The sequence below is a fragment of the Kitasatospora sp. NBC_01287 genome (assembly GCF_026340565.1).
Classification (GTDB): domain Bacteria; phylum Actinomycetota; class Actinomycetes; order Streptomycetales; family Streptomycetaceae; genus Kitasatospora.
Map to the genome: position 1 here is coordinate 2,676,017 of NZ_JAPEPB010000001.1, position 21,734 is coordinate 2,697,750.

Annotated in this window: 19 protein-coding genes and 1 pseudogene; 10 read left to right on the forward strand and 10 right to left on the reverse strand. The window is 72.7% G+C overall.

Features of this window, described 5'->3' with window-relative positions; all coding sequences use genetic code 11:
- Positions 1-163: 163 nt before the first annotated feature.
- Genes OG455_RS11100 through OG455_RS11110 form a run of 3 tightly spaced genes read right to left on the reverse strand, consistent with a single transcriptional unit; the run spans position 164 to position 3,011 of the window.
- Entirely contained in the window at positions 164-415 is a 252-nt protein-coding gene (locus OG455_RS11100) for an acyl-CoA carboxylase epsilon subunit (protein ID WP_266292611.1), read from the reverse strand.
- Positions 412-2,010, reverse strand: a complete 1,599-nt coding sequence (locus tag OG455_RS11105; RefSeq protein ID WP_266292612.1) for an acyl-CoA carboxylase subunit beta — start codon at positions 2,008-2,010, stop codon at positions 412-414. Before OG455_RS11105 ends, OG455_RS11100 begins: the two co-directional genes overlap by 4 nt.
- 29 nt (positions 2,011-2,039) lie before the next feature.
- Entirely contained in the window at positions 2,040-3,011 is a 972-nt protein-coding gene (locus OG455_RS11110) for a hypothetical protein (protein WP_266292614.1), read from the reverse strand.
- A gap of 486 nt (positions 3,012-3,497) precedes the next feature.
- Between OG455_RS11110 and OG455_RS11115 the strand changes: the two genes are divergently transcribed.
- Positions 3,498-4,154 carry a ScbR family autoregulator-binding transcription factor gene (locus OG455_RS11115; protein ID WP_266292616.1) on the forward strand — a complete coding sequence of 219 codons (657 nt, stop codon included), beginning with the start codon at positions 3,498-3,500 and terminating at the stop codon, positions 4,152-4,154.
- Positions 4,155-4,319: 165 nt separating this feature from the next.
- Here the strand turns inward: OG455_RS11115 and OG455_RS11120 are convergent, their stop codons facing one another.
- The 3 genes from OG455_RS11120 to OG455_RS11130 are packed head-to-tail and all read right to left on the reverse strand — an operon-like array spanning position 4,320 to position 6,373.
- On the reverse strand, positions 4,320-4,847 hold the full coding sequence (locus tag OG455_RS11120; protein WP_266292618.1) for a histidine phosphatase family protein: 528 nt from the start codon (positions 4,845-4,847) through the stop codon (positions 4,320-4,322).
- 38 nt (positions 4,848-4,885) lie between these two features.
- The gene (locus OG455_RS11125) at positions 4,886-5,008 is read right to left on the reverse strand and encodes an SGM_5486 family transporter-associated protein (RefSeq protein WP_266292620.1); all 123 of its coding nucleotides are present in this window, start codon (positions 5,006-5,008) and stop codon (positions 4,886-4,888) included.
- A 27-nt stretch (positions 5,009-5,035) separates the two neighbouring features.
- Positions 5,036-6,373 (reverse strand): MFS transporter, encoded by a 1,338-nt coding sequence (locus OG455_RS11130; RefSeq protein WP_266292622.1) that lies wholly within the window; start codon positions 6,371-6,373, stop codon positions 5,036-5,038.
- Between the two features lie 83 nt (positions 6,374-6,456).
- Here OG455_RS11130 and OG455_RS11135 point away from each other — a divergent pair, with 83 nt between their 5' ends.
- Positions 6,457-7,182, forward strand: coding sequence for a FadR/GntR family transcriptional regulator (locus OG455_RS11135; protein WP_266292624.1), 726 nt, complete (start codon positions 6,457-6,459; stop codon positions 7,180-7,182).
- A gap of 107 nt (positions 7,183-7,289) precedes the next feature.
- Here OG455_RS11135 and fabI read toward each other — a convergent pair whose 3' ends face one another.
- On the reverse strand, positions 7,290-8,063 hold the full coding sequence (fabI, locus tag OG455_RS11140; RefSeq protein ID WP_266292626.1) for an enoyl-ACP reductase FabI: 774 nt from the start codon (positions 8,061-8,063) through the stop codon (positions 7,290-7,292).
- A gap of 5 nt (positions 8,064-8,068) precedes the next feature.
- Complete coding sequence (fabG, locus tag OG455_RS11145; RefSeq protein ID WP_266292627.1) at positions 8,069-8,788, reverse strand: 3-oxoacyl-[acyl-carrier-protein] reductase; 720 nt, start codon at positions 8,786-8,788, stop codon at positions 8,069-8,071.
- Positions 8,789-9,063: 275 nt separating this feature from the next.
- Between fabG and OG455_RS11150 the strand changes: the two genes are divergently transcribed.
- Positions 9,064-10,230: an MBL fold metallo-hydrolase gene (locus OG455_RS11150; RefSeq protein ID WP_266292628.1), complete on the forward strand. Its 1,167-nt coding sequence runs from the start codon at positions 9,064-9,066 to the stop codon at positions 10,228-10,230.
- A 134-nt stretch (positions 10,231-10,364) separates the two neighbouring features.
- Positions 10,365-11,915, forward strand: a complete 1,551-nt coding sequence (locus tag OG455_RS11155; RefSeq protein WP_266292629.1) for a TldD/PmbA family protein — start codon at positions 10,365-10,367, stop codon at positions 11,913-11,915.
- 35 nt (positions 11,916-11,950) lie between these two features.
- Here OG455_RS11155 and OG455_RS11160 read toward each other — a convergent pair whose 3' ends face one another.
- Together OG455_RS11160 and OG455_RS11165 are read right to left on the reverse strand one after the other, a co-directional pair.
- Positions 11,951-13,474 (reverse strand): serine/threonine-protein kinase, encoded by a 1,524-nt coding sequence (locus OG455_RS11160; protein WP_266292631.1) that lies wholly within the window; start codon positions 13,472-13,474, stop codon positions 11,951-11,953.
- Entirely contained in the window at positions 13,474-15,552 is a 2,079-nt protein-coding gene (locus tag OG455_RS11165) for a WD40 repeat domain-containing serine/threonine protein kinase (protein ID WP_266292633.1), read from the reverse strand. The genes OG455_RS11160 and OG455_RS11165 overlap by 1 nt, the downstream gene beginning before the upstream one ends.
- A gap of 297 nt (positions 15,553-15,849) precedes the next feature.
- Between OG455_RS11165 and OG455_RS11170 the strand changes: the two genes are divergently transcribed.
- The 6 genes and pseudogenes from OG455_RS11170 to OG455_RS11195 all read left to right on the forward strand — a co-directional run bounded on the left by OG455_RS11170 (position 15,850) and on the right by OG455_RS11195 (position 21,548).
- Positions 15,850-18,255, forward strand: coding sequence for a helix-turn-helix domain-containing protein (locus tag OG455_RS11170; RefSeq protein WP_266292635.1), 2,406 nt, complete (start codon positions 15,850-15,852; stop codon positions 18,253-18,255).
- Positions 18,256-18,354: 99 nt separating this feature from the next.
- Positions 18,355-18,804, forward strand: a complete 450-nt coding sequence (locus OG455_RS11175) for a hypothetical protein (protein WP_266292637.1) — start codon at positions 18,355-18,357, stop codon at positions 18,802-18,804.
- 124 nt (positions 18,805-18,928) lie between these two features.
- Positions 18,929-19,102: pseudogene (locus OG455_RS11180) on the forward strand (TldD/PmbA family protein); the annotation flags it as partial.
- Positions 19,102-20,517, forward strand: a complete 1,416-nt coding sequence (locus tag OG455_RS11185) for a metallopeptidase TldD-related protein (RefSeq protein ID WP_266292639.1) — start codon at positions 19,102-19,104, stop codon at positions 20,515-20,517. The pseudogene OG455_RS11180 and the gene OG455_RS11185, both read left to right, overlap by 1 nt.
- A 22-nt stretch (positions 20,518-20,539) precedes the next feature.
- Positions 20,540-21,094: an RNA 2'-phosphotransferase gene (locus OG455_RS11190; protein ID WP_266292641.1), complete on the forward strand. Its 555-nt coding sequence runs from the start codon at positions 20,540-20,542 to the stop codon at positions 21,092-21,094.
- 97 nt (positions 21,095-21,191) lie between these two features.
- Positions 21,192-21,548 (forward strand): DUF3099 domain-containing protein, encoded by a 357-nt coding sequence (locus tag OG455_RS11195; protein ID WP_266292643.1) that lies wholly within the window; start codon positions 21,192-21,194, stop codon positions 21,546-21,548.
- The last annotated feature ends 186 nt before the right edge of the window (positions 21,549-21,734 follow it).

A 21,734-nucleotide genomic window follows, 5' to 3' on the forward strand; every position in this document is an offset into this window, starting at 1 on the left:
GTTTCATCAGCCACCTGCTCCCGGACGCCTCGGGCGCGCACACGCACGCACGGCGGTGGAGCCCGGTCGCACACCGGGCTCCACCGCCGCTCCCCCTCATCCCCCTCCGTGCTCCCTCTCGGTCCCTCACCCCTCGGCCCCTGCCCCGGCCCCCGCGAGCTCCTCAGTGCGCCAGCGCGGCCGGCTTGCCCCGCTGCGCGCCCCCGTGCCACGAGGGCGCACTGCCGCGCAGCCCCACCCGCCGATCCCAACCGGCCCGCCGCCTCGCGGGCGTGTGCGCCCGGGCCGCCGCCGCGAGCGCCGTCCGCTCGGCCACGGCCGCGAGCAGTACCGCTGTGACAATGGCGAGTTCGATCTCGTCCGGGCACCCGTGCAGCACCCGCAGGAGCGGCTGCGCCCCCTCGCCGCCGCTCACAGCGGCGGGTTCCCGTGCTTGCGGGAGGGCTGGTCCGCGTGCTTGCCGCGGAGCATCTCCAGCGAGCGGATCAGCACGGTGCGGGTCTCGGCGGGGTCGATGACGTCGTCCACCAGGCCGCGCTCGGCCGCGTAGTACGGGTGCATCAGCTCGCCACGGTACTGCTCGATCAGCTGCCGGCGAGCCGTGTCCTGGTCCTCGGCGGCCGCGATCTCGCGGCGGAAGACCACGTTCGCCGCGCCCTCCGCGCCCATCACGGCGATCTCGTTGGTCGGCCAGGCGAAGGAGAGGTCGGCGCCGATCGAGCGGGAGTCCATCACGATGTAGGCGCCGCCGTAGGCCTTGCGCAGGATCAGCTGGATCCGCGGCACGGTGGCCGTGCAGTACGCGTAGAGCAGCTTCGCGCCGTGCCGGATGATCCCGTTGTGCTCCTGGTCGACACCGGGCAGGAAGCCGGGCACGTCCAGCAGGGTGACCAGCGGGATGTTGAAGGAGTCGCACATCTGCACGAATCGGGCCGCCTTCTCCGAGGCGGCGATGTCCAGCACCCCGGCGGTGACGCCCGGCTGGTTGGCGATCAGGCCCACCACGTGCCCGTCCAGCCGGGCCAGCGCGCAGAGCACGTTGGTCGCCCACTGCTCGTGCACCTCGAAGAAGTCGCCGTCGTCGACGAGTTCCTCGATCACCCGCCGCATGTCGTAGGACTGGGCCGGGTTGGCGGGTACCAGGTCGACCAACCGCTCGCACCGGCGGTCGGCCGGGTCGGTGGCGGTCACCGAGGGCGGCAGCTCGCGGTTGTTGGCGGGCAGCAGCGAGAGCAGGTGCCGCACATCGGCCAGGCAGCCGCGCTCGTCGTCGTAGGCGAAGTGCGAGACCCCCGAGGTGCCGGCGTGCACGTCCGCGCCGCCGAGCTCGTCGAGGGTCACCTTGGCGCCGGTGACCGCCTCCACCACATCGGGACCGGTGATGAACATCTGCGAGATGCCGCGGACCATGAAGACGAAGTCGGTCAGCGCGGGCGAGTAGGCCGCGCCGCCCGCGCACGGGCCGAGCATCACCGAGATCTGCGGAATCACCCCCGAGGAACGGGCGTTGCGCTGGAAGATGCCGCCGTAGCCGGCCAGCGCGGTGACGCCCTCCTGGATCCGGGCGCCGGCACCGTCACTGAGGCTGACCAGGGGGGCGCCGGCCTGCTCGGCCAGGTCCATGATCTTGTGGATCTTCGCCGCGTGCGCCTCGCCCAGCGAACCCCCGAAGATCCGGAAGTCGTGCGCGTAGACGAAGACGGTCCGGCCCTCGACGGTCCCCCAGCCGGTGACCACCCCGTCCGAGTACGGTCTGCGGCGTTCCAGTCCGAAGCCCTGCGCCCGGTGCCGGCGCAGCGGCTCCACCTCGCAGAACGAGCCCTCGTCCAGCAGGAGGTCGATCCGCTCCCGGGCGGTGAGTTTTCCTCTGGCGTGCTGCAGCTCGGTCGCGTTCGCGGCCGGTCCCTGGACCACCTCGTCCCGGATCCAGGCCAGTTCGGCCAGCCGCTCGTGTGCGCTGGGGACCCCGGCGGGCACCGTGGCGGGTCGGCTCTCCTCGATGATGCTCATGCTGGTTCCTTCCTGACTCGCGGAGCCGGTCAACTGATCTCTGCGCCGAGGGCGTCCGCCCGGCGCTGGGAGGCCCTGGCCCCCTCGGCGGCCAGTCGCAGGGCCGCCAGCTCGTCAGGGGCGAGCCGGGTCTCCACCACCTTGTTCACGCCCCGGGCACCCAGCTCCGCCTCCACCCCGAGCCAGACCCCCTCAAGTCCGAACTCGCCGTCCACGAAGGCGCAGACCGGCAGCACCGCACCGGAGTCGGTGAGCACCGCGCGGGCCAGCGCGGCCGCCGCGGCGGCCGGCGCGCGCAGCACGGCGGAACCGCGCAGCAGCGCGGTCAGCTCGGTGCCGGCGTAGCGGGTGCGCTCCGCCAGGTCCTCCAGCACCCCGCTGGAGAGCAGCTCGCCGAGCGGGCGCCCGTCCACCGTGCAGGCCGAGACGGCGGTGAGCATGTCCTCGCCGTGCCAGCCCAGCGTCAGCGCCCGCACTCGCGCGACCTCCACCTCCAACTCCTCGGCCAGGAAGTGGGCGAAGCGCGCCGAGTCCAGCGCCGGGCTCTGGCCGATCACCCGCGAGGCCGGGAAACCGGCGGCCTGCTGCACCGCCCGGGTCAGCTCGGCGACGGGGTTGCTGGCCATCAGCAGCACCGCGTCGGGCGAGTGGAGGGCCACCTGCCGGGCCAGCCCGGTGACCAGCTCCAGGTTCGCGCGCAGGTGGGTGAAGCGGTCGCCGTCCGGCGTGGGACGCCGGCCGGCGGCGATCACCACCAGGTCGGAGCCGGCCGTCAGTTCGTAGCCCTCCCCCTCGGGCGAGGTGGCGATCCCGACGGCCAGGGTCTCGTGCCCGGTCAGCGCCCGGCACTGGTTGAGGTCCAGCGCCAGTGCCTCCGCCCGGCCGTCGACCACGTCGGCGAGCACCACCAGGCCCGCCGTGTCGGACTCGGCGATCCGCCCGGCGATGGCCGCGCCCTGAGCGCCCGCCCCGACGACGGTCACCTTCCCTGTCTGTGCCATGAGCCGTTCTCCTCACACATCGTCAGCTTCTGCTTGTCCGCGGGGCGGCCGAACGGGCCGGAGCGCCTCAGGGCAACAGAATACCTACGTGAAGGTTTTTATCCAGCCTCCCTTTTCGGGCACCCCAGGCCGCACCCCGGCCCCACCCGCACCCCATTCCCCACCCCCCAGCCCGAGCCCCGCACCCTGCGGCCCGCAGCCCGAGCCCTCGCACACCCGGCAGCGCACACCCAGCGCCGCACACCCAGCGCCGCACACCCGGCAGCGCTCCAGCCGGCAGCGCTCCAGCCGGACTTGAGCAACCCTCCAGAGGCACTCCGGCGACACTCCAGCCACCCCCCAGCGGCGCTGCCGGGCGCGCTCCATACCCCCTCAAGGGGCAGCGTACTCAAAAAAATACCGGTGAGAAGGTATTTGCGCGGCTATAGTGCTTGTTGATCGCACAACCATCCGCTGGGGGCCCGAGAAGAGAGTTGGAGCGCCACCGTGAACCAGACCACCTCGCCGCCGATGCCGACCACCGCCAGGACGGCGAGCATCGAGCAGCTTCTTGAGCCCAAGCAGGAACGGGCCCTGCGGACCAGGTCCCAGATCCTCGAAGCATCCGCCGAACTCTTCGCCCAGCACGGCTACTTGGGCACATCGATCACCGACGTCGCACGGAGCGTCGGGATGACCAAGGGGGCGGTCTACTTCCACTTCAAGGACAAGGAGGACATGGCCATCGCGGTGGTGGAGACCCACTACCAGCGCTGGGCCACCCTGCTGGACTCCGTGCACGGCCAGGGCCTGGACCCACTGGCCACCATCCACGAGCTGCTCGACCGCGCGGCGCACGCCTTCGCCGAGGACGCCATGGTGCGGGCCGGCACCCGGCTGCAGGCCGAGCAGGCGCAGATCAAGGCGGAGCTGCCACGGCCCTACCTGGCCTGGATCGAGAAGCTGGCCTCGAACCTGATCGCGAGCGCCCAGGAGGCCGGCCAGGTCCGGCGCGACCTGGAGGCGGCTGCCCTGGCCCGAGTGATCGTCTCCGCCTTCTTCGGCATGCAGTACGTCTCCGACGTGCTGAACAGCCGCGACGACCTGCTCACACGCTGGTCGGAGGTCCGCACCGTGGTCCTGGGCGCGCTCGCCCCGCGCTGACCTCCCGCGCGCGGCACGCATCAGGCCGGGCACGCATCAGGCCGGGCACGCATCAGGCCCGGTACGCGTACGCACCGGGCCTGCGCGCCGGGCCGGGCCTGCGGGGCCGAGCCGGGCCGAGCGACCGGCCAACGACCGGCGACCGTGTCAGTCCTGCGGCGGACGTCAGTCCTGCGGCGGCACGTAGTACGAGACCAGCGTGCCCACCCCCGGCTCGACCGCCTTCCAGGAGCCCTCGAAGGAGAGCACCGCGATCCCGGCCGTCGGGAACCCGCCCTGGCGCAGCCGCGAGAGCTCGTCCCCCAGGCTCACGTCCCCGGCGAGCACCTCGACCAGGCTCTGCACCCCGGGGTTGTGGCCGATCAGGATCAGATCGGCGTACTGCTCCGGGGTCTCCTGCAGCACCTCGATGATCTCGCCCGCGGTCGCCTCGTAGATCCGGTCCTCGAAGACCGTCTTGCGGGCCCGCTTGGGCAGCTCGTGCGCGACCAGCTTCCAGGTGTCGCGGGTGCGCACCGAGGTGGAGCAGAGCACGAAGTCGGGGTTGATCCCCGAGTCGGCCAGCCACTCGCCGGCGGCCGGCGCCTGGTGCCGGCCCCGGTCGGCGAGCGGGCGCTCATGGTCGGCGACCTCCGGCCAGTCGGCCTTGGCATGGCGGAGCACGGTGATCCTGCGAGACGCGTTGAGGCTCATTGGAAAAGCTTCGCAGAAAACCCGGCCCGCCACCGGGCTCAGCCCATCGACTGGGCGATCGTCGCGATGATCGAGATCAGCACGACGATTCCGACGATCGCCGCGAAGACCAGCGCCAGCTTGCGGCGGCCGTCAGTGGGATTGGGTTCGAGAACGGGCATGGGCCCGAGTCTCGCACCCGTCCCCGATCAGGCGGAAACCGGGGTGGCCGCCACCTCGTCCTCGATGTGGCGGGCCCGGGCGGCCCGCAGGCCGATCAGCACCTGCGGCACCAGCAACACCGTCAGGAAGGCGAGCGGCAGGTCCCAGCCGCCGGTGCGCTGGTAGAGGGTGCCGACCAGGATCGGGCCGGGGATCGAGATCAGGTAGCCGACGCCCTGGGCGAAGGCGGACAGCTGGGCCACCCCGCCACTGGTCCTGGCGCGCAGGCCGATCATGGTCAGGGTGAGCGGGAACGCGCAGTTGGACAGCCCCAGCAGCACGGCCCAGAGCCACTGCCCGCCGGCCGGCGCGAAGATCAGCCCGAGGTAGGCGGCCACGCCGCAGGCGGCCAGCGCCACCACGAAGATCCGCTGGTCACCGCGCCGGGCCGCCCAGCTGGGCAGGATGAAGGAGATCGGCACCCCGATCGCCATGGTGAGCGCCAGCAGCACGCCCGAGGTGCCGGCGCTGACGCCGGCGTCCTGGTAGATCTGCGAGATCCAGCCCATCACGGCGTAGGCGCCGGTCGCCTGGCAGCCGAAGAAGACGGCCAGCGCCCAGGCGGTGCGGCTGCGGGTGATCGCCAACCGGCCCTCGGCGCCGGTCGCGGCCGCGGTCGGCCGCCCGTCCCGGCGCGCCGCCAGAGTGATCAGCCAGACCAGCAGCGCGAGCCCGCCGAGCGCCGCCCAGACCCCCAGGCCCAGCCGCCAGCTGCCGCCCAGCGCGCTGGTCATCGGCACGGTGACGGCCGCGGCCAGCGCGGTGCCGGCCGACAGCATCATCGAGTACAGCCCGATCATCGGGCCGACCCGGTCCGGGAAGTACCGCTTGATCACCACCGGGATCAGCACGTTGGCGACCGCCACCCCGGCCAGCGCCACCGCGGTGAGCAGCAGGAAGACCGCGGTACCGCCGGAGAAGGAGCGGGCGGCGACGCCGGCCGTGATCGCTCCCGTCCCGGCGGTCACCACCAGGGTCGGCCCGAACCGCCGGGCCAGCACCGGGGCGGCGAAGCCGAAGACCGCGAAGCAGAAGGACGGCACGGCGGTGAGCAGCCCGGCCACCGTGGCGCTCATGTGCAGGTCGGCGCGGACCGGGTGGAGCAGCGGGCCGAGACTGGTCACCACCGGGCGCAGGTTCACGGCGGCGAGCGCGACGGCGACGGCCAGCAGCCAGCCGAGGCGGCGCGAGCGCGTGTCGGCGGAGCGCGTGCCGGCGGCGGAGCGCTGGGCGGCGGACGGGCGTTCGAGGGTGGACAGCCGCTCGACGGTGGGCGGGTGTTCGGCGCGCGGGGTGGCGGGACTGGCGTCCGCTGCGGAAGGCATGGGCACCATCATAGAATGATGGGATGAATTTCCGCGCCATCATCGCGAGAGGATGGTGCCAGTCGAGCCTTCGAAGGAGCACCATGACGCTGTCCTCGCCCCGGCGCACTCCGCTGGCCGATCAGGTGATCGCCCAGCTGCGGGCCCAGATCACCTCGGGCGAGTGGCCGGTCGGCTCCCGGATCCCGACCGAGGCCGCGCTGGTCGAGCAGCTGGGCGTGGCCCGCAACACGGTGCGCGAGGCCGTCCGCGCGCTGGCCCACAACGGGCTGCTGGACATCCGCCAGGGCTCGGGCACCTACGTGCTGGCCACCAGCGAACTGGCCGGAGTGATGCACCGCAGGTTCGCCGACGCCGGGCAGCGGCAGGTCGCCGAGCTGCGCTCGGTGCTGGAGGCCGGGGCGGCCGCGCTGGCCGCCCACCGGCGCACCGAGCGGGATCTGACCCTGCTGACCGCCGCGCTGGCCCGGCGCGAGGAGGCCTGGTTCGGCGGCGACACCGAGGTGTTCGTGCAGGCCGACGCCGCCTTCCACCAGGCGGTGGTGGCCGCCGCGCACAACGACGTGCTGGCCACGCTCTACGCCGACCTCGGCGAGGTCACCCGGGCCCACCTGCGCCAGGACATCGGCCCGGTGCTCTCCCCCGAGCGCTATGTGGGTCACGACCAGATCCTGGCCGCCATCCGCGGCGGCGACGCGGCCGCGGCCTCCACCGAGTCCTCCGCCGCGGTCGGCGCGTGCGGCCGGCTCGACAGCGAAGCCCCCAGCGGCAAGACCCGGAGCAGCGAAACCCTCGGCAGCGAGGCCTGAGCCGGCCGCGCGGCCGCCCGCAAGCAGACGACCCCCGCCGCGACCGGTCAACGGCCGCGACGGGGGTCGCCTGGTGCGTGGTGCGTGGTGCGCGATGCGCGGCGCGCTCAGGCGCCGATCGCGTGCAGCCCGCCGTCCACGTGGATGATCTCGCCGGTGGTCTTCGGGAACCAGTCCGAGAGCAGCGCGACCACACCACGGCCGGCCGGCTCCATGTCGGTGACGTCCCAGCTCAGCGGCGAGCGGTGGTTCCAGGTGTCGGCCAGCTGCTCGAAGCCCGGGATCGACTTGGCGGCCATCGACTTGAGCGGGCCGGCCGAGACCAGGTTGCAGCGGATGTCCTGCGCGCCCAGGTAGCGGGCCAGGTAGCGGGAGGTCGCCTCCAGCGCCGCCTTGGCCGGGCCCATCCAGTCGTACTGCGGCCAGGCCACCTGCGCGTCGAAGGTCAGGCCGACCACCGAACCGCCCTCGGTCATCAGCGGCAGGCAGGCCGTGGTCAGCGCCTTCAGCGAGTACGCCGAGACGTGCATCGCGGTCGCCACCGACTCCCACGGCGTGTCCAGGAAGGTGCCGCCCAGCGCGTCCTGCGGCGCGAAGCCGATCGAGTGCACCACGCCGTCCAGGCCGCCCAGCTGCTCGCGCACCAGGCCGGCCAGCCGGTCCAGGTGCTCGCCGTTGGTGACGTCCAGCTCCAGCACCTTGACGTTCTCGGGCCGCGGCAGCTTCTTGGCGATCCGCTCGGTCAGGCTCGGCCGCGGGAAGGCGGTGAGGATGATCTCGGCGCCCTGCTCCTGGGCCAGCCTCGCGATGTGGAACGCGATGGAGGACTCCATCAGCACGCCGGTGATCAGGATCCGCTTGCCCTCGAGAATTCCACTCATGTCGCTCAGTGCCCCATACCCAATCCGCCGTCCACGGGAATGACGGCTCCAGTGATGTACGCGGCCTCGTCGGAAGCGAGGAACCGCACGGTGGAGGCGACCTCGGCGGGCGCGGCGTACCGGCCCAGCGGCACCCCCGAGACGATCTCCTTGCGGCGCTCCTCGCTGAGCACCGCGGTCATGTCGGTGTCCACGAAGCCGGGAGAGACCACGTTGACGGTGATGCTGCGCGGGCCGTACTCGCGGGCCAGCGAGCGGGCGAAGCCGATCAGCCCGGCCTTCGAGGCGGCGTAGTTGGCCTGTCCCGGCGAGCCCGCCAGGCCGACCACCGAGGAGACCAGCACGATCCGGCCCCTGCGGGCCCGCAGCATCTTGGCCGAGGCGCGCTTGACCACCCGGAAGGTCCCGGTCAGGTTGGTCTCGATCACCGAGGTGAAGTCGTCCTCGGTCATCCGGAGCATCAGCACGTCCTTGGTGATGCCGGCGTTGGCCACCAGCACCTCGACCGGGCCGTTCGCGGCCTCGATCTCGGTGAAGGCCGCGTCCACCTGCGCGGCGTCGTTGATGTCGCAGCGCACCGCGAGCACCCCGAGCCCGGCCAGCTCCTCGGGCAGCTCGCCGGAGCGGCTGGTGATGGCGACCTTCTCGCCCGCCTCGGCGAAGGCCTGGGCGATGGCGAGGCCGATGCCCCGGTTACCTCCGGTGACGAGAACCGAGCGGCTCAACGATCCACCTCTCCCTTTTCCTGGTTGCGTGACGCGTCCGGAACGTACGCAGTGTGACGCTATCGGTTGCCTCCGCACCGCGACGAATCTGGGCTCCACAGGTGATCAGGGCCGGAACTGTCGCATTCCGACAATGCGCGCCCCCACCCGACCGGTGCCGGCTGTCGGGAACGCCGAACGGTCGATACCCGTTGCCCTGTCGGTGCGGGCCGGTCGAGTCGTAGCCTGTGCCCCGACCGAATGCCGAGAACACACCAGTAAAGGGCGGCATCCCGATGAGCGAGGCAAACCCCCAGGCCAGTCGGCGCCGGGGCCGGCTGCTCACCCTGACCACCGCGGCCGTCGGCATCGGCGCGGCGGCCTGGGCACTGCGCGAGGTCCCCGCCGCCTTCGGGCGCGACCCCGACGCCGAGCACGACGACCGGATCCGCAACTCCCCCCAGTTCGCGGACGGCACCTTCCACAACGCGCCCTCCTCGGTGGCCCGCGCGCCGCAGCGCTTCTCGCCGACCGACCCGGCCGCGCTGCGCCGCTTCCTGACCGAGCGGGCCGGCCGCACACCCGGCCGCCCGGTGCCGCTGATCCGCGAGGCGGGCCCCGCCGACCGGCCGGCCGCCCAGGAGGTGGCGATCACCTGGTACGGCCACGCCTCCGCGCTGGTCGAGATCGAGGGTGCCCGGGTACTGCTCGACCCGATCTGGAGCGAGCGCTGCTCGCCCTCCGCGCACGTGGGCCCCAAGCGGCTGCACCCGGTGCCGGTGGAGCTGGAGGACCTGCCCGCGGTGGACGTGGTGCTGATCTCGCACGACCACTACGACCACCTGGACATGTCGACGGTCAAGCGCCTGCTGCGCAGCCAGTCGGCGCCGTTCGCGGTGCCGCTGGGCATCGGCGGCCACCTGCGGCGCTGGGGCGTGCCGGAGCACCGGATCATCGAGCTGGACTGGGACGAGACCTGCACCCTGGGCGACCTGACCGTCACCCTGACCGCCGCCCACCACTTCTCCGGCCGCTCGCTGACCCGCAACACCACGCTCTGGGGCTCCTGGGTGATCGCCGGCCGGCGCCGCAAGGTCTTCTACACCGGCGACTCCGGCTACTTCGAGGGCTACGCGGCGATCGGCGCCGAGCACGGCCCGTTCGACGCCTCGCTGGTGCAGATCGGCGCCTACGACCAGTACTGGGCGGACATCCACCTCAGCCCCGAGGACGCGGTGCTGGCCCACCAGGAGCTGGGCGGCGGGCTGCTGATCCCGGTGCACTGGTGCACGTTCAACCTGGGCCTGCACCCGTGGGCCGAGCCGGTGGAGCGGCTGCTCGCCGAGGCCAAGGCGCAGGGCGTGCCGGTGGCGGTGCCGCGCCCGGGCGAGCGGGTGGAGGTGGCCGACCCGCCGGAGCTCGACCCCTGGTGGGCCGATCTGGCTCCCACCGGCGAGAACTGACGATTTGTCAGTTCAGCGGGTCGATATCTCCTGGCCGAAAGGGCAGTGGCAGGACATGATGCGATGCGGGCCTCCCATACCCAGGGCGGGCCCGCACCGCTCACCGCACTTGCCCGTCACCTCCAGGGAGTCCGATGCCGCCGACAGCCAGCAGTCCCGACGGCCGCCCCATCGATCCGCTCTTCCTCGCCCTGCCGCTGCGCCGGCTGGCCGCGGCCGCGCTCGACCGGGCCCGCCAACTCGGTGCCGGCCACGCCGACTTCCGCCTGGAGCGGGTGCGCAGCGCGGCGCTGCGGCTGCGCGACGCCAAACCGGCGGGCAGCTCCGACACGGTGCGGCTGGGCTTCGCGGTGCGGGTGGTGCTGGACGGCGCCTGGGGCTTCGCGGCCGGGGTCGACCTGACCGAGCAGGCCGCCGCCCAGGTGGCCGAGCAGGCGGTCGCGGTGGCCAGGCTCTCGGCCCGGATCAGCGAGGCGGCCGGCGGCGGCGACCTGGTGGAGCTGGCCGACGAGCCGGTCCACCAGGACGTCACCTGGATCTCCGCCTACGAGATCAACCCCTTCGACGTGCCGGCCGCCGAGCGGGCCGCGCTGCTGGCCGACTGGAGCGCGGGCCTGCTGGCCGCCGACGGCGTCTCGCACGTGGACGCCTCGCTGCTGACCGTCCAGGAGAACAAGTTCTACGCCGACACCGCCGGCACCGTCACCACCCAGCAGCGGATCCGGCTGCACCCGGAGCTGGAGGCCGTCGCGGTCGACGGGCGCACCGGCGCCTTCGAGTCGATGCGCACGCTGGCCCCGCCGGCCGCACGCGGTTGGGAGTACCTGCGGGGCACCGGCTGGGACTGGGCGGACGAACTGGCCAGGATCCCCGAGTACCTGGCCGAGAAGGTCAAGGCGCCCAGCGTCCGGGCCGGCGTCCACGACCTGGTGATCGACCCCACCAACCTCTGGCTCACCATCCACGAGTCGGTCGGCCACGCCACCGAGTTGGACCGCGCGCTCGGTTACGAGGCCGCCTACGCCGGGACCTCCTTCGCCACCTTCGACCAGCTCGGCACCCTGAGGTACGGCTCGGAGCTGATGCACGTCACCGGCGACCGCACCGCCGAACACGGCCTGGCCACCATCGGCTACGACGACGAGGGAGTGGCCACCCAGTCCTGGGACCTGGTCAGGGACGGGATCCTGACCGGCTACCAGCTCGACCGGCGGATGGCCAGGCTCAAGGGCCTGGGCCGGTCCAACGGCTGCGCCTTCGCCGACTCCCCCGCGCACGTTCCGGTGCAGCGGATGGCGAACGTCTCGCTGCGGCCCGCCGCCGACGGCCCGAGCACGGCCGAGCTCTGCGCCGACGTGCGGGACGGCCTCTACCTGGTCGGCGACCGGTCCTGGTCGATCGACATGCAGCGCTACAACTTCCAGTTCACCGCGCAGCGCGCCTACGCCATCAAGAACGGCGAGCTGGCCGGCCAGGTCAAGGACTTCGCCTACCAGGCCACCACCACCGAGTTCTGGGGGTCGATGAAGGCGGTGGGCGGACCCCAGACCTACGTCCTGGGAGGGGCTTTCAACTGCGGAAAGGCCCAACCCGGCCAGGTTGCGGCAGTCTCCCACGGCTGCCCGTCGGCCTTGTTCCGTGGGGTCAGCATCCTCAACACGGTGCAGGAGTCCGGGCGCTCCTGAGAAGCGGGCATCCGAGCCCCCGGTCGTCACCCGGACTACGCGTTCATCTTCGGCATGACGGCCTGGGCGAATTGAGCGGGCGTCTCGCAGCCGCCTCCGCCGATGACGTTGGACGGGACGCTGTAGAGGACGGCCGCGTACCCGTCTCGGAGCCTCCAGTCGACCTCGCAGCTCTCGCTGCCCTGGTCCTTGTAAGCGACGGCGGAGGGAATCAGGCCGGTGTGCACGTCCGTGGCATTCACGGCAGTGCGGTGGGGCAGGAGCTGGATCGCGGCGTGGGAGTACGCGAGCGTGAGGTCCGCGCCGTAGACGGTGGGTGGCCCGCTCCTCCAGGCACAGGTGGCGACTGCCGTTCCGCCCGTCGACGAACCACCGGCCGTTCCCACGGTCGTGAGCGCGAACTGATCGATGAGCGCGTTGTCGATCACGTCGCAGGGGTTGCCGCTCCATCGGGCGGGGGTGGCGGTCCCGGGGCTGCGGCTCGTGCCCTGCGTGGACCCCGGTGTCGCGTGAGGCCGGGGGTTCATCGCCACGGCCGCGACCGTACCCCCGGTGACGACGACGGCCAGCGCGATCCCGGTGGCGAGCAGACGGCGGCGCCTGGGGCCGGGCCGCGCGGACGGGTCCGTCTCGCCACCGGAGCCGGACGTCCCCGGGGAGTCGTCCGGCGGCGGCGTGCCCGGCGGGTCCGGCAGGATCAGGGTCGCGTGTCGGCGTTCGCTGATGAGCGCGCTGACGCTGGCGGGCAGCCATTGGGTGTCATTGGACGAGGTCGAGAGGAGGCGGACCACCTCCGAGACGTCGGGGCGCTGCTCGGGCTCGGGGACGAGACAGCGGGTGAGGAAGGCGGCGAGTTCGGCGGGGACGCCGACGAGATCGGGCTTCTCGTGGATGGTCCGGTACAGGACGGCTTCGGGTCGCCCCTCCCCGAAGGGGTGCCGCCCGGTCGCCGCGAAGATCAGCACGCAGGCGAGGGCGAAGATGTCGGAGGCGGGTCCGGTGGTCCTGCCGCGTGCGTGCTCCGGCGACATGTAGCCGGGGGTGCCGATGAGCGTGGTCGTGTGCTGGGCGGCGTCCAGCGCGCTGGCGATGCCGAAGTCGATGACCCTGGGGCCGTCGTCGGCGACGATGACGTTGCCCGGCTTGAGGTCGCGGTGGACCAGGCCGGCGGCGTGGATGGCAGCCAGGCCCTCGGCCAGGCCGGATCCGAGGACCCGGAGTGCGGTGTGCGGCAGCGGGCCGAGCCGGCGGACGGCCTCCTGAAGGGTCGGTCCGGGGATGTAGGCGGTGACCGACCACGGCGGGTCGGCCTGCGGGTCGGCGTCCACCACCTGCGCGGTGTAGAAGCCCCCTACTTTGCGGGCGGCCGCCACCTCGTGGGCGAAGCGGCGCCGGAAGTCGGGGTCATGCGCGAACTCGGGATTCACCACCTTGACCGCGACCAGGCGGCCGCCTTGCGAGCGCCCGAGGTAGACCTGTCCCATCCCGCCGCGGCCGAGCCGCCTGAGCAGTTCGTAGGGGCCGATCCGGCGAGGATCGGCTGGGTCGAGTGGCTCCATCAGCTCACCCTCCACAGCTCGACGGCGCCCAGGAGGTCGGTGGTCTGGGTGGTCGCCGCCAGCAGCTTGCCGTCAGGGCTGAACGCCAGGTTCTTGGCGCCGCCGCGGCCCGCGGGGACCGAGGCGACCTGGGTGCGGGTGGGGAGGTCCCACAGTGTCACCTCCGTCTGTCCGTCGACGCTCACGGCGATGGTGGTGCCGTCGGGACTGAGGGCCGCGAACTCGTAGCGGGAGTCGGGCGTGCCGATGTTGGCCTTCAGCGTGTGCGAGGTCATGTCCCAGATAGCGATGCCTCCGTAGGAGCCGACGAGGGTACGGCCGTCGGCGCTGAAGGACAGGGACAGGACGCCGCCCAGTTCGGTGCGGTCGAGCGCGAACGTGGCCACCGGCGTGAAGGACGCCGTGTCCCACAGCTGGACCCCGTTCTGCTGGTCCGATCCGTAGCCCGCGGCCAGCACGCCTCCGTCCGGGCTGAAGGCGACGCACATCACGGCGCTGGTCACGCTGGCGGCGCCCGGGCCGACCACCAGGCTCGCGAGCAGCTTTCCTGAACCGACCTCCCAGACCTGGACCTTCCCCACGCAGCCGCGCCCGCTGCGCCCGAGCGCCAGCAGGCGGCCGTCCGGACTCAGCGCGACGGCGTTCCCCAGCGACAAGGTGGTCCCCTCGGTGCCGGAGACCACCGAGATCACCTTCTTGAAGTTCGCGATGTCGGTGGTGGGGGTCACTTCCCAGACGGTGACGCCGAGGCGGTCGCCCGCGATGTCCCCGGTGTTGAAATCGGGCGGCAGCATGTAACTGCCTGCCAGCAGGTTGGTGCGACTGAAAGCCACAGAGTTGATCATGCTGTTGTCCACTTCGGGCACGGTGAGGACGGCGTCGGCCCCCTGGCCGCCCGGGTCGCGAAAGACGTTGAGCTGGCCCTGATCCGTGCCGGAGGCGAGGAACGTGCCGTCGGGGCTGAAGGCGAGGGCGTGGACATCGCTCTGCGCTCCGACGCCCATGGTCCGCAGCGGCTGCACCTGCACGGCGCGCCCGTGGCCGCCCGCCGCGCCGGTGATGCCCGCCGTGCCGGTGACGCGGCGGCCTTGGGGGGAGCTGCCGGCGCGCGATCCGAGCCAGAGGCCGACGGGGACGCCGACGGCGGCGAGTGTGCCGGCGCCCGCCAGCGCCAGCACGGTCCTGCGACTCGGACCCGGGACCCGGTTCCGGGCGTCCGCGTCCGCCTGCCGGTCCACGACCATGTCCGCGAGGGACGAGGGGAGCCATGCCGTGGAGCCGGAGCCGGCCAGCTGCCGGCGGATCTCCTGAAGCCTCGGGCGATCGTCGGGGTTCTTGGTGAGGCAGGCGCTGACCAGACCCAGCAGGGGGGCGGGCACCCCGGACAGGTCGGGGTCCTCGGCGACGATGCGGTGCAGTGCGGCGGAGCCGGTGTCCCGGCCGAAGGGAGGGTTCCCGGTGACGGCGAAGACGAGGAGACCGCCGAGCGCGAACACGTCGGAGGCGGTCCCGCTCACGCCGGTACGGATCTGCTCGGGTGCCAGGAACGAGCCCGAGACCGCGCCGACCGTCCGGGAGGGGTGAGCCTCGTCCCAGGCGTGCGCCAGCGCGAAGTCGGTCACGCGGGGACCGTCACCGGCGAGGATCACATTGCCGGGTGTGAGGTCGCGGTGGAGCAGGCCCGCGGCGTGGACGGCCTCCAGCGCCTCGGCCAGGCCGGCTCCCAGCACCCGTACACCCTCGTGGGGCAGCGGCCCGTGCGCGGCCACGGCCTCCGCGAGGGACGGGCCGGGTATGTAGGCGCCGGCCAGCCACAAGGGGGTGTCGTCCGGACCGGCGTCCACCACCTGCGCGACGTAGAAACCGCTGACCGCGCGGACGGACGTCACCGTCTCCCGGAACCGGTCGCGGAACCGCGCGTCCGCGGCCAACTCGGGTGCGACCACTCGCAGGGCGACGAGCCGGCCCCCGCGGGAGCGTCCCAGGAAGACCTGACCCAGCCGCCCCTGACCCAGCCTTCCCAGCAACTGATACCCGCCGACCTCGCGCGGATCTCCCGCCTGCAGGGCCTGAACCATCGACTGTCCTCCTCCGTGCGACGTGCTCCGCACGCACTGATCCGTACCTGAGGCCCACTCGGACGCCCCGACGTCGCCGCTGTCGGAAGGCAGACCCGCCACCGGGGACGGCAGGATCGGATGTCCGCGCAGCGGCGGCGTGGGCCGGGCTCACTGCTGGTGCCGTTGGACCGGACACCCTGAAGCGATCATGACCTCCGGTGCGGCCGGTCAACAGTTCATGCACCGGTCATCCGTGACCGGTCGTCACGATAGGCTCTGCGCACGTACTTACCGCGCAGTAAGGATGGGCGGGCCTTGGTCGAGATCGGAGCGTCCCTGAAGCGCCTGCGCAACGAAGCAGGGCTCACGCAGGAGGAGTTGGCCAACAGCTCAGGCGTCAGCGTCAGCACCATCCGCAGGCTGGAGAGCGGCAGGCTGAAGGACCACCGGGTGGCGACGCTGCGGCTTCTGGCCGCAGCGCTCGGCGTGCGTCCGGAGGAGCTCGGGCAGGTGGTGCCGCCCGCCGGCCCGGCGCACGGCACCGGCGACCCCGCGGGTCCTGTCAGCGTCTCCCCTGCCTCCCGTGCCGCCGCGTTCCCGGCCCCCTTCAAGGTTCACGGCCCGCTCGGGGCGGCAGCGGGCGCGCTGGAACGCGAAGTCAGGCGCCGCTGGCGGCGCGAGGAGGACCATCGCCGCGTGCACGACCCCTTCGCGCTTCCGGTGCGATGGCGGCCGGCCGGCGCCGAACTGGTTGACACCTGGGACAACATCCGGCGGCTCGGACCGGGCGACACCCGAGGACCGCTGGACCTCGCGGGAGACCTGGCCACGGTGACCGAGGTCTACCGGCGCGTGCCCTCCGGCCGCCTGGTGCTGCTCGGGCGCGCCGGGGCCGGCAAGTCCGTGCTGGCGATCCGGCTCGTGTTGGATCTGATCGAGACCGATTTCCCTCGTGTACCGGTCCTGTTCAGCCTCGGGTCCTGGTCCCCGGACCGCGCCGGCCTCGCGGACTGGCTGACGGACCAGCTGCTGCGCGACCACCCCTACCTCGCTCAGCAGAGCCCCACCGGTTCGGGGTCGCTGGCCGAGGCCCTCGTCCACTCCGACGCCCTGCTGCCCGTCCTCGACGGCTTCGACGAGATCGCCGTGGGGCTGCGCGACGCCGCCTTACGCGAACTCAACGCCACCTCCACGCCGCTGGTGCTGACCAGCCGGGTCGAGGAGCTCACCGAGGCCGTCCGCACGGCCGGCGTACCGCTCTCCTGGGCCGGCGGAGTCGAACTGGCCGACCTCTCCCCCGACGACGTCGCGCAGTACCTACCCCGCACCGTGCGCACCGTCACCACGCGCACCGGCACCACGCGCACGGATCCGCGACCGCACCCGCTGGACAAGCCCCGCTGGGAGGGCGTCCTGAAGGAACTGCAGTGCCAGGACACCCCCGCCGGCCGCCTCCTCGCCGATGTCCTGAGCACGCCGCTGATGATCACGCTGGCCCGCACGATGTACAGCGAGTCGACCGATGGCGATCCTGCCGAACTCCTGGACTCCACACGCTTCCCGACCAGCCACTCCGTGGAGGAGCACCTCCTGGCCGGCTTCGTGCCGAGCCTCTACCGCAGCCGCGCGCCCGAACGCACCCCGCCCGGCCGGCAGCGCGGGCCCCGCACCCCCGGCCCCGGGCGCGCCGGACACTGGCTCGGCGTCCTCGCGCACGGGCTCACCGCCGACCACGACCGCCAGGACCTCGCCTGGTGGCGGATCGGGGACTCGCTCCCCCAAGCCTCACGGCTCCTGGCCGTCGTGCTCACCAGCACCGTCTGCGTCTCCGCCGCCACCTGGCTGCTCGGCTGGCTCTCCCCGATCCGACCGAGCGAAGTCCTCCTCCTCGGCCTCCTCCTCGGCCCGGCGGCGGGGCTGGCCTTCGGCTGCGCCCACACGCTCACCCGCGCCTTCGGCGGCCCCCGGACCTACCCACCCGCCCGCGCCACGCTACGTCTGCCCGGGGCACGGAACGGATCCGGCCACCCACCCCTGCGGAACATCGCCCCCCGGCTGGGGGCCGTGCTCATGGGCGGGTTCGTGATGGGCGTCGGATGCGCCGTCGCCCTGAATCTGGAACGCTGCCTCGTCTATCACCTCCCGATCACGGCCCCCCTCGTCATGGAGGAGCTGTTCGCCAACATGCTGGTGTTCGGCCTCGTGTTCGGCGTGGCCGGCGTCCTGGCCTTCGGCCTCGTCGCAGCCCTCGAAGTACCGCTCGACATCACCTCCGCCGCAAGCCCCACCACCCTGCTCGCCGAGAACCGCATCGCGGTCGGCCGCCAGATCCTGGTCCTCGCCCCGCTGCTGACGATCACCATCGCCCTGGTGGGACAGGTGGTGGTGGACGTCCTCCAGGGCACAGTCGGCCCGCTGACCTGGGGCCTGGCAGCGGGACTGGAGATCGGCGCCATCGGTGGCGCCGGCGGCACGCTCGCCTACGCGCTCGCCTTCACGGCATGGGGTCAGTGGCTGGTCCTGGTACGCCTCTGGCTGCCGCTGACCGGCCGACTCCCTTGGGACGTCATGACGTTCCTCGACGACGCCCACCGGCGCGGCGTCCTGCGCCAGGCCGGCGCGGTCTACCAGTTCCGCCACCAACGCCTGCAGCACCACCTCGCCCGCCCCCACCGTGAAACCCCGCCGCAGCCGGCTCCGGAGGCGACCGGCCAGCCATGACCGGCGCACTGACCTGTCCCGCGATCCGCCCCGTGCCTACGGTCGGAACCGAACAGAGCGTCGCCCCGGAACCCGGGGCCGATCAAGGGGGAGGCAGTCATGGACGAGTCGGTCCACCGAGCGCACCGGGTCCTGCGGGCCATCTTCGTCGAAGGCCGGCAGGCACGGGAGTTCGAGAACGACATCGCGCTGGCCGGACCCGCATTCCTCGGCGTCCTCAACGCGTTCTTCCGCAATGTGATGGAACGCCCGTTCACCGGCCACGAGAGCGTGGCCACGGTGCAGGCATACCTGGAGCGCCTGCAGCGCGCCTATCCACGGGATCTGGCGAGACTGCAACCGGCTCCGATGGCCCTCTTCGTGCTGGAGCAGATCGGCCCCGGCGCGCCGCCGCCCGGCCACTCCCGGCTGTACCCGCTCGAAGGCGGCGTCCTCTACCAGATGCGCCTGGTAGCCGAGTTCACCGCCAAGCACGAGGAGATCGTCGGCGACGAAGTCGAGTTGTTCCTGCGAGGCTCCTGCGCCCGGTACGACGCGCTGGGCTTCTGACCAGGGCGGCGCCCCACCTGCCACCGGGTATCATCCGGTATGAACCGGGGTTGCGCCCGACCGCGCTCACCCCATCTGAGCTGGGAGAACGCGTCACACGCGCGTCCCGGTCAGTCAGTTGGACAACTTCCGGTTCACCGCACAGCGCGCTTACGCCATCAAGAACGGCGAGCTGGCCGGCGCCTTCGACTGCGGCAAGGCGCAGCCGGGCCGGATCGCGGCGGTCGGCCACGGCAGCCCGACCGCCCTCTTCGAACAGGTCAAGATCCGCAACACGCAGCAGGAGGCGGCGCACTGATGGCAGGTCAGCACAATCCCCCGCACGAGCTGGTCGAGCGGGCCCTGGAGCTCTCCCGGGCCGACGGCTGCGTGGTCCTGGTCGACGAGGAGACCAGTGCCAACCTGCGCTGGGCGGCCCCGGACAACCGGCCGGGCGGCGCCCTGACCACCAACGGCGTGACCCGCGGCCGCCGGCTGACCGTGATCGCCACCGTGGACGGCGCCGAGGGCACCGCCACGGGCGTGCTGGCCCGCGAGGCGGTCACCGCGGCCGACGTCGAGGAGCTGGTCCGCGCCGCCGAGGCCGCCGCCCGCGCGGCCGGCCCGGCCGAGGACGCCCAGCCGCTGCTGCCCGCCGGCCCGCCCGGCCCCGACTTCACCGCGCCGCCGGCCGAGACCTCGATCGACGTCTTCGAGGCCTTCGCCCCCGAGCTGGGCGCCGCCTTCGCCCGGGCCCGCACGGCCGGCCAGGCGCTCTACGGCTTCGCCCGGCACGAGCTGACCAGCAGCTACCTGGGCAGTTCCACCGGCCTGCGGCTGCGCCACGACCAGCCCACCGGCACGGTGGAGCTGAACGCCAAGGCGGGCGCCGCCTCCGCCTGGGCCGGCGCCGCCACCCGCGACTTCGCGGACGTGGACGTGACGGCACTGCAGTCCGGCCTCACCGAGCGCCTGGGCTGGGGCAAGCGCCGGATCGAGCTGCCGGCCGGCCGGTACGAGACGCTGCTGCCGCCCACCGCCGTGGCCGATCTGATGATCTCGCTGAGCTGGGCGCTGGGGGCCCGGGACGCCGTCGAAGGCCGCACCGTCTTCAGCCGGCCCGGCGGCGGCACCAGGATCGGCGAGCGGCTCACCCCGCTGCCGCTGACGCTGCGCTCGGACCCGGCGGCGCCCGGTCTGGCGAGCGCGCCCTTCGTGCTCGCGCACTCCTCCGGCGACGACCGCTCGGTCTTCGACAACGGGCTGCCGATCGGCGCCACCGAGTGGATCCGCGGCGGCGAACTGGCCGAGCTGCAGACCACCCGGCACAGCGCGGCGCTGACCGGCCTGCCGGTCCGCCCGCACGGGGACAACCTGCTGCTGGAGCTGGCCGACCAGAGCGCGGCGCCGAGCCTGGCCGAGATGGTGGCCCGCACCGAGCGCGGGCTGCTGCTCACCTGCCTCTGGTACATCCGCGAGGTGGATCCGGCCACCCTGCTGCTCACCGGCCTCACCCGGGACGGCGTCTACCTGGTCGAGGACGGCCAGGTGGTCGGCGAGGTCAACAACTTCCGCTTCAACGAGTCGCCGGTCGACCTGCTCGGCCGGATCACCGAGGCCGGCCGCACCGAGCGCTGCCTGCCCCGCGAGTGGAGCGACTGGTTCAGCCGCGCCGCGATGCCGCCGCTGCGGATCGCGGACTTCAACATGAGCTCGGTCAGCCAGGCCTCGTAGCCCGCACCGAAAGGACCGTCCTTTGGACGAAAAGCGCACCGTCAAGACCTCGAAGATGCTCTCCCGGATACTCCGGCACGACCCGGGCCGCGTCGGCCTGAGTCTGGGCGAGGGCGGCTGGGTGCCGGTCGACACCCTGCTCGCCGCCCTCGGCGGGCGCGGCAACCGGCTCACCCGGGCCGAGCTCGACCACGTGGTCGAGACCAACAACAAGAAGCGCTTCGCCTACTCGTCCGACGGCCTGCGGATCCGGGCGAGCCAGGGCCACTCGGTGGTGGTCGACCTGGGCCTCGCCGCCGCCGAGCCCCCGGCGGTGCTCTTCCACGGCACCGCCGACCGCTCGCTGCCGGCCATCCTCGCCGAGGGCCTGCGGCCGATGTCTCGTCAGGACGTGCACCTCTCCGCCGAGGTGGCCACCGCCCTCAACGTCGGCGGCCGGCACGGCCGCCCCGTCGTGCTGCGGGTGGACGCGGCCGGGCTGGCGGCGGCCGGGCACGAGTTCCGGGTCAGCGACAACGGGGTCTGGCTCACCAGCGCCGTGCCCCCCGGCTACCTCAGCCGCCACGACGCCGTGTGACGCCCCGCTCCCCCGCCCTCCTGAGGCGCGGTCACGGGGCGTACGGTGGAGCAAACCGGGCGGAATCGGTGTCGCACGGGTGGGAGCTAAGGCGGCGATGCAGATGGGCAGGAGCGCGGACGACGACCAGGTCTTCCGGATCACCGGGGCCCGGACCAGCCTCTCCGAGGACGTCCGGGGGCGGCAGCGCCGCTACGTGATCTCGATGCTGGTGCGCACCGCCTGCGTGCTGCTGGCGGTGGTGCTGTGGAACGTGCAGCGCTACGTGGCGTACGGCGCGCTGGGCGGCGCGGTGCTGCTGCCGTACTTCGCGGTGATCATCGCCAACGCCGGCCGGGAGCGGGCCCCGGGCCTGCCGAGCACCTTCGACATGCCGGCCGACACTCCCCTGATGCTCGGCCCCGGCGGCACCGGTGGCGGTGGGCGCCCCGAGGGCGACCTGCCGCAGGGCTGAACCCGCCGCAGGGCCGACCGCAGCCCGGTCCATCGCGCGCGCCGAGCGGTCCGTCGCGCGCCGACCTATCGCATGCTGACTCTCCGTACACAGCCAGGCCTGGGCAACAGGTCATGCCCTCTTCAAACATGTGCCGGACTTGCCCGTTTTCAGCACCATATGTCACCCCTGAACCTCAGGAGAAGC